This is a genomic window from Nocardioides sp. Soil777 (assembly GCF_001428425.1).
GTDB lineage: Bacteria > Actinomycetota > Actinomycetes > Propionibacteriales > Nocardioidaceae > Nocardioides > Nocardioides terrigena.
In genome coordinates this window covers 120,326-135,867 of record NZ_LMSN01000018.1, presented here as the reverse complement: position 1 = coordinate 135,867, position 15,542 = coordinate 120,326, and the positions used below count along the sequence as shown (strand labels likewise).

Annotated in this window: 12 protein-coding genes and 1 tRNA gene; 10 read left to right on the top strand and 3 right to left on the bottom strand. The window is 69.8% G+C overall.

What is annotated here, in order from left to right:
- The first annotated feature begins 1 nt into the window (after position 1).
- From gltB to pyk, 3 genes are all read left to right on the top strand, one after another.
- Positions 2-4,594, top strand: a complete 4,593-nt coding sequence (gene gltB / locus ASG88_RS17670) for a glutamate synthase large subunit (RefSeq protein WP_056888759.1) — start codon at positions 2-4, stop codon at positions 4,592-4,594.
- On the top strand, positions 4,587-6,044 hold the full coding sequence (locus ASG88_RS17665) for a glutamate synthase subunit beta (protein ID WP_056888758.1): 1,458 nt from the start codon (positions 4,587-4,589) through the stop codon (positions 6,042-6,044). The genes gltB and ASG88_RS17665 overlap by 8 nt, the downstream gene beginning before the upstream one ends.
- Before the next feature lie 68 nt (positions 6,045-6,112).
- Positions 6,113-7,561: a pyruvate kinase gene (gene pyk / locus ASG88_RS17660; RefSeq protein ID WP_056888757.1), complete on the top strand. Its 1,449-nt coding sequence runs from the start codon at positions 6,113-6,115 to the stop codon at positions 7,559-7,561.
- 27 nt (positions 7,562-7,588) lie between these two features.
- Here the strand turns inward: pyk and ASG88_RS17655 are convergent, their stop codons facing one another.
- Positions 7,589-8,332 (bottom strand): helix-turn-helix domain-containing protein, encoded by a 744-nt coding sequence (locus ASG88_RS17655; protein WP_056888756.1) that lies wholly within the window; start codon positions 8,330-8,332, stop codon positions 7,589-7,591.
- A 38-nt stretch (positions 8,333-8,370) separates the two neighbouring features.
- Positions 8,371-8,443 (bottom strand) — tRNA-Leu (locus tag ASG88_RS17650).
- Positions 8,444-8,482: 39 nt separating this feature from the next.
- Between ASG88_RS17650 and ASG88_RS17645 the strand changes: the two genes are divergently transcribed.
- From ASG88_RS17645 to ASG88_RS17615, 7 genes are all read left to right on the top strand, one after another.
- On the top strand, positions 8,483-9,100 hold the full coding sequence (locus ASG88_RS17645; protein ID WP_056888755.1) for an ANTAR domain-containing response regulator: 618 nt from the start codon (positions 8,483-8,485) through the stop codon (positions 9,098-9,100).
- 192 nt (positions 9,101-9,292) lie between these two features.
- On the top strand, positions 9,293-10,438 hold the full coding sequence (locus ASG88_RS17640) for a branched-chain amino acid ABC transporter substrate-binding protein (RefSeq protein ID WP_200956489.1): 1,146 nt from the start codon (positions 9,293-9,295) through the stop codon (positions 10,436-10,438).
- A 109-nt stretch (positions 10,439-10,547) separates the two neighbouring features.
- Complete coding sequence (locus tag ASG88_RS17635; protein ID WP_056888753.1) at positions 10,548-11,519, top strand: branched-chain amino acid ABC transporter permease; 972 nt, start codon at positions 10,548-10,550, stop codon at positions 11,517-11,519.
- Positions 11,516-12,655 carry a branched-chain amino acid ABC transporter permease gene (locus ASG88_RS17630; protein WP_056888752.1) on the top strand — a complete coding sequence of 380 codons (1,140 nt, stop codon included), beginning with the start codon at positions 11,516-11,518 and terminating at the stop codon, positions 12,653-12,655. The genes ASG88_RS17635 and ASG88_RS17630 overlap by 4 nt, the downstream gene beginning before the upstream one ends.
- On the top strand, positions 12,648-13,574 hold the full coding sequence (locus ASG88_RS17625; RefSeq protein WP_082600646.1) for an ABC transporter ATP-binding protein: 927 nt from the start codon (positions 12,648-12,650) through the stop codon (positions 13,572-13,574). Before ASG88_RS17630 ends, ASG88_RS17625 begins: the two co-directional genes overlap by 8 nt.
- On the top strand, positions 13,567-14,271 hold the full coding sequence (locus tag ASG88_RS17620; RefSeq protein ID WP_414858648.1) for an ABC transporter ATP-binding protein: 705 nt from the start codon (positions 13,567-13,569) through the stop codon (positions 14,269-14,271). The genes ASG88_RS17625 and ASG88_RS17620 overlap by 8 nt, the downstream gene beginning before the upstream one ends.
- A gap of 124 nt (positions 14,272-14,395) precedes the next feature.
- A complete protein-coding gene (locus ASG88_RS17615; RefSeq protein WP_082600644.1) occupies positions 14,396-14,974 on the top strand; it encodes a GNAT family N-acetyltransferase in 579 nt (192 codons plus the stop codon).
- 50 nt (positions 14,975-15,024) lie between these two features.
- Here the strand turns inward: ASG88_RS17615 and ASG88_RS17610 are convergent, their stop codons facing one another.
- Positions 15,025-15,465, bottom strand: a complete 441-nt coding sequence (locus tag ASG88_RS17610) for a hotdog fold thioesterase (RefSeq protein ID WP_082600703.1) — start codon at positions 15,463-15,465, stop codon at positions 15,025-15,027.
- Positions 15,466-15,542: the final 77 nt, after the last annotated feature.

The following is a 15,542-nucleotide window of genomic DNA, read 5'->3' as shown; positions in this document are numbered from 1 at the left end:
GATGCACGCCTTCCCGCCGCCCGCACCCGGAGCACGTTCCGGACTTGGGGCCGGACCTGAAGCACAAGGGCTCTACGACCCCCGCCACGAGCACGATGCGTGCGGCGTGGCGTTCGTGGCCACCCTGACCGGTGTCGCCAGCCACGACATCGTGGCCAAGGCGCTCACCGCGCTGCGCAACCTCGACCACCGCGGCGCCGCCGGAGCCGAGACCAACTCCGGCGACGGTGCGGGCATCCTCATGCAGGTGCCCGACGCCTTCCTGCGCGCCGTGGTCGACTTCGACCTCCCGGCGCAGCGCAGCTACGCCGTCGGGACGGCCTTCATCCCCGGTGACGACGCGGCCGTGGCCGCCACCCGAGCGCGGATCGAGCAGATCGCGACCGAGGAGGGCCTCACCGTCCTCGGCTGGCGTGATGTCCCGGTCGACCCCTCCACGCTGGGGGCCACCGCGATCAGCGTCATGCCGACCTTCGTGCAGCTCTTCGTGTCCGGCTCCGCCAAGCGTGTCAGCGGCATGGCCCTCGAGCGCCTCGCCTTCTGCCTGCGCAAGCGGGCCGAGCACGAGACGGACGTCTACTTCCCGTCGCTCTCCTCGCGCACCCTGGCCTACAAGGGCATGCTCACCACCGACCAGCTCGGCCACTTCTTCCCCGACCTGGTGGACGAGCGGATCGCGTCGGCGATGGCGGTCGTGCACTCGCGTTTCTCAACCAACACGTTCCCGAGCTGGCCGCTTGCCCACCCGTTCCGCTTCATCGCGCACAACGGCGAGATCAACACCGTGATGGGCAACCGCAACTGGATGCGGGCCCGCGAGGCGCTGCTCTCCAGCGACCTCATCCCCGGCGACCTCGACCGGCTCTTCCCGATCTGCACGCCCGGCAGCTCCGACTCCGCGTCCTTCGACGAGGTCCTCGAGCTGCTGCACATGGGCGGTCGCTCGCTGCCCCACTCGGTGCTGATGATGATCCCGGAGGCCTGGGAGAACCACGCCGAGATGGACGCCAAGCGACGTGCGTTCTACCAGTTCCACTCCTCGATGATGGAGCCGTGGGACGGCCCGGCCTGCGTCGTCTTCACCGACGGCTCGCAGATCGGCGCCGTGCTCGACCGCAACGGCCTGCGCCCCTCGCGCTACTGGGTCACCGACGACGGTCTCGTCGTCCTCGCCTCCGAGGTCGGGGTGCTCGACATCGACCCCGCCACGGTGGTCCGCAAGGGCCGCCTCCAGCCGGGCCGGATGTTCCTCATCGACACCGACGAGCACCGGATCATCGAGGACGAGGAGGTCAAGTCCGAGCTGGCGGCCGAGCACCCGTACGACGAGTGGCTGCACGCCGGCCTGATCCACCTCGACGACGTCATCGACCGCGAGCACATCGTCCACACCCACGCCTCCGTGACGCGGCGCCAGCAGATCTTCGGCTACACCGAGGAGGAGCTGCGCGTCCTGCTCACGCCGATGGCCAACACCGGTGCCGAGACGCTCGGCTCGATGGGCACCGACACGCCGATCGCGGCCCTCAGCGAGAAGCCCCGGCTGCTGTTCGACTACTTCGCCCAGCTCTTCGCGCAGGTCACCAACCCGCCGCTGGACGCGATCCGCGAGGAGCTCGTGACCTCGCTCAGCGGCACCATCGGTCCGGAGGCCAACCTGCTCCAGCCGACCCCCGCGTCGTGCCGTCAGGTCGTGCTGCCCTTCCCGGTGATCTCCAACGACGACCTGGCCAAGATCCGCCACATCAACCGTGACGGCGACATGCCCGGCTTCATCACCCACGTCTCCCGCGGCCTGTACGACGTCGCGGGCGGCGGCGAGGCGCTGGCGCAGCGGCTCGACGAGATCTGCGCCGAGGTGTCGGAGGCGATCGCCGGGGGAGCGCGCATCATCGTGCTCTCGGACCGGCACTCCACGGCCGACCTCGCCCCGATCCCGTCGCTCCTGCTGACCGGCGCGGTCCACCACCACCTGGTGCGGGAGAAGACGCGCACGCAGGTCGGCCTGCTGGTCGAGGCCGGTGACGTCCGCGAGGTGCACCACGTGGCGCTGCTCGTCGGCTACGGCGCCGCGGCGGTCAACCCCTACCTCGCCATGGAGTCCGTCGAGGACCTCGCGCGGGAGGGCTACTACGTCAAGGCCGAGCCCGAGAAGGCCGTGGCCAACCTCATCAAGGGCCTGGGCAAGGGCGTCCTCAAGGTGATGTCCAAGATGGGCGTCTCCACCGTGGCGTCCTACACCGGGGCGCAGATCTTCGAGGCCGTCGGGCTCTCGCAGTCCGTCGTCGACCGCTACTTCACCGGCACCACGTCCAAGCTGGGCGGCATCGAGCTCGACACCATCGCCGAGGAGGTCGCCCGCCGGCACGCCACGGCGTACCCGCGGGGCGGCATCGCGCCCGCCCACCGCGAGCTCGAGATCGGCGGCGAGTACCAGTGGCGCCGCGAGGGCGAGCCGCACCTCTTCGACCCGGAGACGGTCTTCCGCCTCCAGCACGCCACCCGGTCGGGCAGCTACGACATCTTCAAGCAGTACACCTCGCGGGTCGACGAGCAGTCGGAGCGGCTGATGACGCTGCGCGGGCTGTTCCGCTTCAAGGACGGCGAGGCCACCGGCCGGCAGCCGATCAGCATCGACGAGGTCGAGCCCGTCTCGGAGATCGTCAAGCGGTTCTCGACCGGCGCCATGTCCTACGGCTCCATCAGCCAGGAGGCGCACGAGACCCTCGCCATCGCGATGAACCGGCTGGGCGGCAAGTCCAACACCGGTGAGGGCGGCGAGGACGCGGACCGGCTCCACGACCCCGAGCGCCGCAGCTCGATCAAGCAGGTCGCGTCGGGACGCTTCGGCGTGACGTCGGAGTACCTCACCAACGCCGACGACATCCAGATCAAGATGGCGCAGGGCGCCAAGCCCGGCGAGGGCGGCCAGCTGCCCGGCCACAAGGTCTACCCGTGGGTGGCCAAGACCCGGCACTCCACGCCGGGCGTGGGGCTCATCAGCCCGCCGCCGCACCACGACATCTACTCGATCGAGGACCTGGCGCAGCTGATCCACGACCTCAAGAACGCCAACCCGAGCGCGCGCGTGCACGTCAAGCTCGTGTCGGAGGTCGGCGTCGGCACCGTCGCGGCCGGCGTGTCCAAGGCGCACGCCGACGTGGTGCTGATCTCGGGCCACGACGGCGGCACCGGCGCGTCGCCGCTGACGTCGCTCAAGCACGCGGGCGGACCGTGGGAGCTCGGCCTGGCCGAGACCCAGCAGACGCTGCTGCTCAACGGTCTGCGGGACCGCATCGTCGTCCAGGCCGACGGCCAGCTCAAGACCGGGCGCGACGTCGTCGTCGCCGCCCTGCTGGGCGCGGAGGAGTACGGCTTCGCCACCGCCCCGCTGGTCGTCAGCGGCTGCATCATGATGCGCGTCTGCCACCTCGACACCTGCCCCGTGGGCGTCGCGACGCAGAACCCCGTCCTGCGCGAGCGCTTCAGCGGCAAGGCGGAGTACGTCGTCAACTTCTTCACCTACATCGCCGAGGAGGTGCGCGAGCTGCTCGCGCAGCTCGGCTTCCGCACCCTCGACGAGGCCATCGGACAGGTGGGGTCGCTCGACATCGCGCAGGCGGTGGACCACTGGAAGGCCGCCGGTCTCGACCTGACGCCGATCCTGCACCAGGCCTCGCGCTCGGGTGAGTTCGGGCAGTTCGAGCACCAGGACCTGCGCTGCACGCACGGCCAGGACCACGGGCTCGACAAGGCGCTCGACAACGAGCTGGTCAAGCTGGCCGCACCGGCGCTGGAGGACGGCGAGCCCGTCCGCGCCCAGGTGCAGGTCCGCAACGTCAACCGGACCGTGGGCACGATCCTCGGCCACGAGGTGACCAAGCGCTACCGAGGCGAGGGCCTGCCCGACGGCACCATCGACATCACCTTCACCGGGTCGGCGGGGCAGTCGTTCGGTGCGTTCGTGCCGCGCGGCATCACGCTGCGCCTCGAGGGCGACGCCAACGACTACGTCGGCAAGGGCCTCTCGGGCGGGCGCATCGTCGTACGTCCCGACAGGTCGGCGACGTTCGAGGCCCACGAGCAGATCATCGCGGGCAACACGATCGCGTACGGCGCCACGTCGGGCGAGATCTACCTCCGCGGCCAGGCGGGCGAGCGCTTCTGCGTGCGCAACTCCGGCGCGACCGCGGTGGTGGAGGGCGTCGGGGACCACGGCTGCGAGTACATGACCGGCGGCGTGGTGGTGGTGCTCGGCCCGACCGGACGCAACTTCGCCGCGGGCATGTCCGGCGGCCACGCCTTCGTGCTCGACCTCGACGAGGGCCGGGTCAACCCCGAGCTCGTCGACCTCGGCCCCGTCACCGGCGACGCGGTCGAGCAGCTCAAGGCCCTGGTCACCCGGCACGCGGAGGAGACCGGCTCGACGGTCGCCACCGCGCTGCTCGACGACTGGGACAACGCGCTGGGCCGCTTCACCGAGGTGATGCCCCGCGACTACAAGCGAGTGCTGGACGCCCGCGCCGAGGCCCTCGCGGAGGGCCTCGACGAGGACCAGGCGAACGCACGGATCATGGAGGTGCTTCATGGCTGATCCGAAGGGATTCCTGAAGAACGGCCGCGAGGTCGCCACGCGACGCGTGGTCGAGGAGCGTGTCAAGGACTGGAACGAGGTCTACCCCGACGGGATCGGCCGCGCCCTCCTGCCCATCATCAGCACCCAGGCCAGCCGCTGCATGGACTGCGGCATCCCGTTCTGCCACCAGGGCTGCCCGCTGGGCAACATCATCCCGGAGTGGAACGACCTGGTCTGGCGTGACGACTGGGACGGTGCGATCGAGCGGCTGCACGCGACCAACAACTTCCCGGAGTTCACCGGGCGGCTGTGCCCCGCGCCGTGCGAGACGGCCTGCGTCCTGGGCATCAACCAGGACCCGGTGACCATCAAGAACGTCGAGGTCTCGATCATCGACCGCGCGTGGGAGTCCGGCGCCGTCCGCCCGCAGCCGCCGGAGTGGCTCTCGGGTCGCACCGTCGCGGTCATCGGGTCGGGTCCCGCGGGGCTCGCGGCGGCCCAGCAGCTCACCCGGGCCGGGCACACGGTCGCGGTCTACGAGCGCGCCGACAAGATCGGCGGGCTGCTGCGCTACGGCATCCCCGAGTTCAAGATGGAGAAGAAGCACCTCGACCGGCGCCTCGACCAGATGCGCCGTGAGGGCACCGTCTTCCGCGCCGGGGTCGACGTCGGCGCCACGCTGACGGGGGACCAGCTCACCGAGCGGTACGACGCCGTGGTGCTCGCCATGGGCGCCACCCAGGCGCGGGACCTGCCGGTGCCCGGCCGGGAGCTCGGCGGCATCCACCAGGCCATGGAGTTCCTGCCGCAGGCCAACCGCGTCGCTCTCGGCGAGGAGGTCGAGGGGCAGATCACCGCGACCGACAAGGACGTCGTGATCATCGGTGGCGGCGACACCGGTGCCGACTGCCTCGGCACGTCGATCCGCCAGGGCGCCCGCTCGATCACGCAGCTCGAGATCATGGCCCAGCCGCCGGAGGACCGTCCGTCCGGCCAGCCGTGGCCGACCTACCCGATGACCTTCAAGGTGTCCTCGGCGCACGAGGAGGGCGGCGACCGCATGTACGCCGTCTCGACCCAGGAGTTCCTCGGCGACGACGACGGCCACGTGTCGGGCCTGCGCCTGATCGAGGTCGACGCGAAGTTCCAGCCGATCGAGGGCACCGAGCGCGAGATCCCCGCGCAGCTGGTGCTCTTCGCCATGGGCTTCACCGGTCCCGAGCAGCCCGGTCTCATCGAGCAGCTGGGCGTCGACCTCGACGCGCGGGGCAACGTCGCGCGCGACGCGTCGTACGCCTCGAGCGTGGACGGCGTCTTCGTCGCCGGCGACGTGGGCCGCGGTCAGTCGCTCATCGTGTGGGCGATCGCCGAGGGGCGTGCGGCCGCGTCGGCCGTCGACACCTGGCTCACCGGTTCGACGACGCTGCCGTCGCCGGTGAGGCCGACCGACCGTCCCCTCGTGGTCTGACGCCGGTTCGTCCGACATTCACCGGACGGGGACCTTTGGATCGATCAAAGATCCGCTAGGGTCGAGGTGTGCGTAGAGCAAAGATCGTCTGCACCCTCGGCCCTGCGGTGTCCACCCCCGAGCGTGTCCGTGAACTCGTCGACGCCGGCATGGACGTGGCCCGCCTCAACATGAGCCACGGGGCGTACGCCGACCACGAGGCCGTCTACACGCTGGTGCGGCGCGCCAGCGACGAGTCGGGCCACGGGGTCGGCATCTTCGCCGACCTCCAGGGCCCCAAGATCCGGCTGGCGACCTTCGCCGACGGCCCGGTCAAGCTCAAGCGCGGCGCGACGTTCACCATCACCACGCGCGACGTGCCGGGTGACGTCGACGTGTGCGGGACGACCTACAAGGGACTGCCGGGCGACGTGAAGGTCGGCGACCCCGTCCTGATCGACGACGGCAAGCTGCGGCTGCGGGTCGTCGACGTCACCGAGACCGACGTGGTCACCGAGGTGGTTGTCGGCGGCAAGGCGAGCAACAACAAGGGCATCAACCTCCCGGGTGTCGCGGTGTCCGTGCCTGCGCTCTCGGAGAAGGACACCGAGGACCTGCGCTGGGCGCTGCACCTCGGCGTGGACTTCATCGCCCTCAGCTTCGTGCGCAGTGCCGCCGACGCCGAGGACGTCCGCAAGGTCATGCGCGAGGAGGGGATCGTCATCCCCGTCATCGCCAAGATCGAGAAGCCGCAGGCGATCGACAACATCGACGAGATCGTCGACGCCTTCGACGGCCTGATGGTCGCCCGCGGCGACCTCGGGGTGGAGTGCCCGCTCGAGGACGTGCCGATCCACCAGAAGCGGATCATCGAGAAGGCCCGTCGCAACGCCAAGCCCGTCATCGTGGCGACCCAGATGCTCGAGTCGATGATCGGCTCGCCCGCCCCGACCCGTGCCGAGGCCAGCGACGTCGCCAACGCGGTGCTCGACGGTGCCGACGCCGTGATGCTGTCCGGCGAGACGAGCGTGGGGGAGCACCCCATCACCGCCGTCCAGACCATGGCCCGGATCATCGAGTCCACCGAGGACCACGGGCTGCACCACATGCGCTCGATCGACTGGCAGCCGCACACCCGCGGCGGGATCATCGCCAAGGCGGCCGCCGAGGTCGCCGAGGCGGTGGGTGCCAAGTTCCTCGTCGCCTTCACCGTCAGCGGGGACTCGGCCAAGCGCCTCTCGCGCTACCGCGGCCCGATCCCGGTCCTGGCGTTCACCCCCGAGGCGCGCACGCGCTCGCAGCTCGCCCTCACGTGGGGGGTCGAGACTTTCCAGGGCGCCGAGGTCGAGCACACCGACGAGATGGTGCGCCAGGTGGACGAGGCGCTGCTGCACATCGGCCGCGTCGACGAGGGTGACCTCGTGGTCATCATCGCCGGCTCGCCCCCCGGCATCCCCGGCTCCACCAACGCGCTGCGCATCCACCGGATGGGCGACGCGATCAACGGGGTCGCTCCGGCATACCGCCGCCCTCGCTGATCGCCCTTCCTGCTCCTGGCGCAGTGCTCAGGTCTTCGGGCCGATCAGCTCGTCGAGCCGCGCCACCGCCTCGCGTCGTGACACGGACACCACCCAGCGGCCGGACCGGCGCCACGGGACGTCGACCAGGTCGAGCGCCCAGCAGCACAGCGCGCGGATGTCGTCGGAGCGGTTCGTGAACTGCCAGCGGGGGTAGTCGTAGCGCCGCTTCTCGCCGCCCACCATCCGCGTGGCCCAGTTGTCGGCCCGGCAGCCGTCGGAGTGGAAGAGCCCGCGCAGGAAGTCGGCCGGGTGTGCACTGACCACGTCCCGCTGCCAGTCCTCGAGGACGATGGGGCGGTCGTGCTTGCGGCCCGGGCCGTGCTGGGGGAAGAGGCACGGCCAGTGCTTCCAGTTCGTCGACACCACCACGACGCCGGGGGCCGCGACGTGGAAGACCCCGCCGGACGGGTGCATGTCTCCGACGACGCGGGAGACGTCGGTGATGATCCCCGGCAGCGTGGCGTCGCACGAGACCCGCAACGTGGTGTGGCGCCGGAAGGTCGAGACACACCCGTCGCCCAGGTAGTAGCCGAGCAGGGCGGAGTAGGCGTCTCCCCGGGCAGGGTGCAAGGAGATGCACCGGAAGCACTCGACCGGCAGGGCGCTGTCCGCGTCGCGCCACGCCCGGAGCGTCGAGCGGTGGACACCCGTTGCGCGAGCGACCTCGCTCAGGCTCGCCCCGCGGGCCACCAGCTCGAGGGCGGCGATCCGTACCGGCGCGTCGTACACGGGTGCACCGTGCCATCGGCCACCGACATCAGTGGCTGTGCCCCGGGTGAGATTCGAACTCACACTGGATGGTGTTTGAGACCACTCTCTCTGCCATTGGAGTACCGGGGCGGTTCGGCGAGGAAACCGTATCGGACTAGCCTTGCGGCCGTGACGCAGCCCGACACCCACCCCGCTCCCGCCGTACGCCGCGTGGTCATCGCCGAGGACGAGGCCCTGATCCGCATGGACCTCGCCGAGATGCTGGCCGAGGAGGGGTACGAGGTCGTGGGCCAGGCCTCGGACGGCCAGCAGGCGATCGAGCTGGCGGAGCGGCTGCGCCCCGACCTGGTGATCACGGACGTCAAGATGCCGGTCCTCGACGGCATCGCCGCGGCCGAGCACATCGCCGGCGCCCGCATCGCCCCGGTCGTGATTCTCACGGCGTTCTCCCAGCGAGACCTCGTCGAGCGGGCCCGCGACGCCGGGGCGATGGCCTACCTCGTCAAGCCGTTCTCCCGCACCGACCTGGTGCCGGCGATCGAGATGGCCGTCAGTCGCTTCGGCGAGATGGCCGTCCTCGAGAAGGAGGTCGCGGACCTCTCCGAGTCGCTGGCCACGCGCAAGGCGGTCGATCGAGCCAAGGCGGTCCTCCAGGAGCAGCTCGGGCTCACCGAGCCGGACGCCTTCCGGTGGATCCAGAAGACCGCGATGGATCTTCGCCTGTCGATGCGCCAGGTCGCCGAAGGAGTTGTGGAGCACGGCCCGGGGAGCCCCACACCCTCCTGATCGGGGCGCACGGTTCGGTAACGGATTAGTCATGTTTCGGGGTGTGCATCCAAAGGTGCTTACAGGGCGGGTCCCGGAGGTGTACGTTTCCGCGACGGAGGGACGCGGTCGACTCGGTGTGCGGGTTGCCTTCCTCCATGAACTCTGCGTCCCCGGTAGTCGAGCCGGAGACCTGACGAGAGGTAGAAGGCCTTGAGGCGTAACACTCGAGTGGGGCTGGGTGCACTCGCACTCGCCCTGACCGTCACGGCATCCGCTTGTGGCACCACCGACACCGACGATGGCGGCAGCGCCTCCGGTGAGGACTGCAACTTCAAGATCGGCGTGATGGGCGCCCTCTCCGGCGCCAACGCGAGCATCGTGCTCCCGTCCGTCGACGGCGCCGAGCTGGCGCTGGAGCAGTGGGACAACGAGGACTGCACGGTCGCGCTGGAGAAGTTCGACACCGAGGGTGACCCGGCCAAGGCCACCCCGGTCGCGACCCAGATCGCGGGCGACGAGACCTTCATCGGTGTGATCGGCGGCGCCTTCTCGGGCGAGACCCGTGCGACGAAGAGCATCTACAACGACGCCGGCGTGACCATGGTGAGCCAGTCGGCCACCGCGACCGACCTCACGCAGGAGGACCAGGTCGAGGTCTTCCACCGCCTCGTCCCCTACGACGACTACCAGGGTGCGGCGATCGCCAAGTACCTCACCGACGAGGTCGGCGCCTCCAAGGTGTTCGTGGTCGACAACTCCGAGGCGTACGGCGAGCCGCTGGCCGACCGCGTCGAGGAGACCCTCGGCGACGCGATGGTCCAGCGCGACAAGACCGAGGTCGGCCAGACCGACTTCGCGCCCACCATCTCCAAGATGGAGTCCGCCGCTCCCGACGCCGTCTTCTACGGTGGCTACATCGCCGAGGCCGCGCCGCTGCTCAAGCAGATGCGCGACGCCGGCATCGAAGCCCCGTTCGTCGGTGGTGACGGCCTCTACGGTGCCGACTTCGGCAACGCGGTGGGCGACGCCGGCGAGGGCGCGGTCGTGATGTGCCCCTGCGCCCCCATCGAGGAGGACAGCACCTTCGCTGCCGACTACGAGGAGCAGTTCGGCAACGCGCCTGGCGCCTACGCCGCCGAGGGCTTCGACGCGATGACCGTCTTCCTGGCGGCCCTCGACGACGGTGCCCGCACCCGCGAAGAGGTCGAGACGTTCGTCGACGGCTACACCGGCGAGGGCCTCAGCAAGGAGATCGCGTTCGACGAGAACGGCGACGTCCCGCAGGAGAACGTGTCCTACTGGGCCTACAAGAACGAGGGTGGCACGCTGGTGCCGGAGGTCGAGGTCGCTCCGTGACCTGGGCCTGACCCACAAGTAGCACCAAGCACCGCGGGGGCGGCCGGGATGACCGGTCGCCCCCGATCCTTGGCCCCGACCGGGGCCTGAGTCTGAGAGGGGTCCTTGAGTGGACTTCGACGCCTTGTTCAGCGGCCTCGACCGTCACACGCTCGACGGCATCACCCGCGGATCGATCTACGCGCTCGTCGCGCTCGGCTACACGATGGTGTACGGCGTGATGAAGCTGATCAACTTCGCCCACTCCGAGGTGTTCATGGTGGGCACCTGGACCGTGCTCGGCGTCTACACGGTGCTCGGGGTCTCCACCGGTGAGACCCTTCCCGTCGTCATCGGGGCCACCCTCCTGGCACTCCTGGCGGCGATGATCGCCTCGGCAGGCACGGCGCTGGCGGTCGAGCGGATCGCCTACCGCCCGCTGCGCAAGAAGGGCGCGCCACCCCTCATCTTCCTCATTACCGGCATCGGTTGCTCGTTGGTGCTCGTCGAGCTCTTCGGCCAGGTCTTCGAGGTCCTCTTCGGCCCGCCGTTCGGCCGGGTCACGGTCAACATCCCCTCGGTCCTCGAGACCAAGGAGCTGTTCACCATCCCCGGCATCGACCTCACCATCACCAACACCCGCGTGATCATCATCGTGGGCGCGATCGTGATGATGATGGCGCTGGACACCTTCGTGAACAAGAGCCGCCTCGGTCGCGGCGTCCGGGCCGTCGCCCAGGACCCCGACACCGCCTCGCTGATGGGTGTCAACCAGAACCGCGTGATCATGCTGGTCTTCGTCCTCGGTGGCGCGATGGCCGGTGTGGCGGCGCTGCTCTACACGATCCAGTACGACATCACGAAGTTCGACATCGGCTTCATCATCGGGCTCAAGGCGTTCACCGCCGCCGTGCTCGGCGGCATCGGCAACCTGCGAGGCGCACTCGTCGGTGGCCTGCTCCTCGGCATCGCCGAGGTCTACGCCTCGACCGTGTGGAGCTCGGAGTGGGCCAACGTCACGGCCTTCGTCGTCCTCGTCGTTGTCCTGATGTTCCGCCCGACCGGCCTGTTGGGCGAGTCCCTCGGAAAGGCACGCGCATGAGCCAGATCCTCGACGCCTACCGTGGCCTCAAGCTGCGGGACCGGCTCGCCGCCGCCCCCAACTGGGCGCGCAAGGTCGGACTGCTGCTGGTGATCGCGTTCGCGTTCTACCTGCCGTTCCTCAACATCCTGCCGTTCGCCTACATCCGCACCGACCTCAGCTCGAGCGGCTCGGACTGGGCCAGCGTGCTGTTCCTCGTGGTGGTCTACATGATCGCCGCGGTCGGACTGAACGTGGTGATCGGCTTCGCCGGACTGCTCGACCTCGGCTACGTCGGCTTCTACGCCCTGGGCGCCTACTCGATCGCCCTGTTCGGGTCGCCGTCGTCGCCGGTCGTGGAGAGCATCCAGAACCGGTTCGGCCTCTCCGAGGAGTGGGCCGTCCCCTTCGCGATGTGCATCCCGATCGCGATCGCGATGTCGCTCACCGCCGGCGTGATCCTCGGAGCGCCGACCCTGCGCCTGCGCGGCGACTACCTCGCCATCGTGACGCTGGGCTTCGGCGAGATCATCCGCATCACGGCCCGCAACCTGGACGGCGTCACCAACGGTGCCACCGGCATCAGTGGCGTGCCCGTGCCGCCCGGCCCGGAGGTGGACGGCCGTCCCTTCTTCAACACCGTCGACGCCGAGCGCTGGTACTGGCTGGCCCTGTGCATCCTGATCCTGGTCATCTTCCTGGCCTTCCGGCTCGAGAGCAGCCGGGTGGGTCGCGCGTGGCTGGCGATCCGCGAGGACGAGGACGCGGCCGCGATCATGGGTGTGGCCGCGTTCAAGTTCAAGCTGTGGGCCTTCGCCATCGGTGCGGCCGTCGGCGGCATCGCCGGGCTCCTGTTCGGCAGCAAGCAGCAGTACGTCGAGCCCAACGCGTTCATGGTCCAGCTCTCGTTCCTGTTCGTGGCCATGGTGGTCATCGGTGGGTCCGGCAACGTCTACGGCGTGCTGCTCGGGGCCTTCCTGCTGACCTACCTGCCCGAGCGGTTCCGGGAGTTCCAGGAGTGGCGACCGTTCGCCTTCGGCGTGGCGCTGGTCCTGGTGATGATCCTGCGTCCGCAGGGCCTGGTGCCGAGCAGGCGAAGAGCACGTGAGTTCGAGGATCGCAAGCACGAGGCGGAGGAGGCGGCGACTGATGTCTGACCAGACCACACCGGTGTTGAAGGACACCTCCGACCACGACAAGATCGCGATCCACACGTCGGGCGAGAAGGGCAGCGTGCTGCTCGAGGTGGACCACGTGACCCTGCGCTTCGGCGGTGTCGTCGCGCTCAACGACGTGCACTTCGAGATCCGCCGCGGCGAGATCCTGGGTCTCATCGGCCCCAACGGTGCAGGCAAGACGACCTGCTTCAACGCGATGACCGGCGTCTACACGCCGACCTCCGGCACCATCCGGTTCAAGGGCACGGAGATCGCGGGGGTGAAGTCCCACAAGATCAACCAGATGGGCATCGCCCGCACGTTCCAGAACATCCGGCTCTTCCCGGAGCTGTCCGCCCTGGAGAACGTCATGGTCGGCTGCGATGCGAGGCACAAGACCAGCGTGCTCGGCGCGTTGTTCCGCCTCTACCGCGTCCGTCCGAGCGAGGACGAGCTGCCCGAGAACCCGTTCCGGCGCAAGATGGCCAAGATCTTCGGGATCAGCCGGCACACCCTCGAGGAGCGCGGCGGTCGTCGCCGCTCGATGGAGCTCCTGCGCTTCGTCGGCATCGCCGACCGGGCCCACGAGCTGTCCCGCAACCTGCCGTACGGCTACCAGCGACGCCTGGAGATCGCGCGGGCGTTGGCCACCGAGCCCGAGCTGCTCTGCCTCGACGAGCCGGCAGCCGGCTTCAACCCGGCGGAGAAGGAGGACCTCATGGGCCTCATCCGCCGCATCCGTGACCTCGGCCACACGGTGCTGCTGATCGAGCACGACATGAAGTTGGTCATGGGGGTCACCGACCGGATCGTGGTCCTCGAGTTCGGACAGAAGATCGCCGACGGGCTGCCCGCCGAGGTCGCCCGCAACCCGAAGGTCATTGCCGCTTACCTGGGAGAGCCCGACGATGCTGCTTGAGCTTGAGAACGCCGTCCTGAGCTACGGGAAGATCGAGGCCCTCCACGGCATCAGCGTGCAGGTGGCCGAAGGCGAGGTCGTGTCCCTCATCGGCGCCAACGGCGCCGGCAAGACGTCGACCATGCGGGCCCTCTCGGGGGTGCGCGGCCTGAGCGCGGGCAAGGTCGTCTTCGAGGGCGAGGACGTCACCAGGCTGCGCGCCGACCAGCGGATGCGCAAGGGCCTCGTGCTGACGCCCGAGGGTCGCGGCATCTTCCCGGGCATGACCGTCACCGAGAACCTCAACATGGGCGCCTACACGCGCAAGGACAAGTCCGCCATCGAGGAGGACTACGACCGCGTCTTCGGCCTCTTCCCGCGGATGAGCGAGCGGCGCAAGCAGGTGGCCGGCACGCTGTCCGGGGGCGAGCAGCAGATGCTGGCCATCGGACGGGCCCTGATGTCCCGACCCAAGCTGCTGATGCTCGACGAGCCCTCCATGGGCCTGGCGCCGATGCTCATCCAGCAGATCTTCGACATCATCACCGAGATCTCCAAGCAGGGGACCACGATCCTGGTGGTCGAGCAGAACGCCAAGCAGGCCCTGTCCCGCAGTGACCGCGCCTACGTACTGGAGACCGGGCGCATCGTCAAGACCGGCACCGGGGCCGAGCTCCTCGACGACCCCAGCGTGCGCGAGGCCTACCTCGGCGTCTGAGGACAAATCTTCGGCACCTCCCGGGACACCGCGCCACCGACGGGCGTAGGGTCCGGGGGTGCGCCGGACAGATCCGGTGGACGGGGGACTCACCAGTACGGGGCTGATCTTGGGGAGTTGGAGCATGAGCCGGACACCGGTGACCGTGCGCGCTGCCGTCGTGGACGACCTGCCCGCCCTGCGCGAGCTGTGGGGCGACATCCTGCGGCGCGGGACGGCTGATGAGCAGCTCGCCGACCTCGCCCGCGTGCTCGACGAGGCGGGCTCCGACCCCGGCCAGTCGATCGTCGTCGCCGAGTACGACGGTGAGGTGGCCGGCGCGATCCACCTCAGCGCCACGACGCTCACCCCGCTCAACCTCGAGCCGGCGGTGCTCGCCGTCTCGCCGCACGTGCTGCCGCAGTTCCGCCGTCACGGCGTCGGCTCCGCCCTCATCGAGGCGGCCGTCCGCTTCGCGGAGGCCCAGGGCATCGCCACGATCTCCACGGCCGCGGTCGCCAGCTCGCGCGACGCCAACCGCTTCATGGCCCGGCTGTCGTTCACCCCGCAGGCCACCCTGCGGGCCGCGACCACGGTCGCCGTACGCGCCAAGCTCTCGGCCCGTCGCTCGGCGGGTCGCTCGGCCACCCGCCCGGCCGGCTCCCGCCACATCGACCGCGTGCTCGCGGCGCGGCGCATCAGCCGCGAGAACATCGCCGGCTGACCCGGCCCGGCCCTGCGGGGCCGGCGTCCGCGTCGGTCAGCGAGCCGGTGTCAACGGGCCGGGATCAACGCGCACGTGATCCGTGAGGTGCACACGCGCTTGCCCCGCTCGTCGGAGATCACGACCTCCCAGGTCGCCATGCTGCGTCCGATGTGCGCCGGGGTGGCGACGCCGGTGACGGTGCCGGACGTGGCCGAGCGGTGGTGCGTGGCGCTGATGTCGACGCCCACCGCGATCCGGTCCGGTGCCGCCGCGATGGCCGAGCCGATGGATCCCAGGCTCTCGGCCAGCACGACGGATGCCCCGCCGTGGAGCAGTCCGTAGGGCTGAGTGTTGCCCTCGACCGGCATCGTCCCCACGATCCGCTCGGCGCTGATCTCGGTGATCTCGATGCCCATCGTGGCGTTGAGCGCGCCCATGCCCTCCGGCATGCGGGCGACGAACTCGTCGACGTCGATGGTGGTGGGGTCCGTGGTGGGCTTCTCCGTCATGCCGGCCATTGTGGCCGACGCCCCGGGAGTGTCGACGGGAGGCGTCGTACGACGGGTGACGGGCTGGTCGGGGTGTC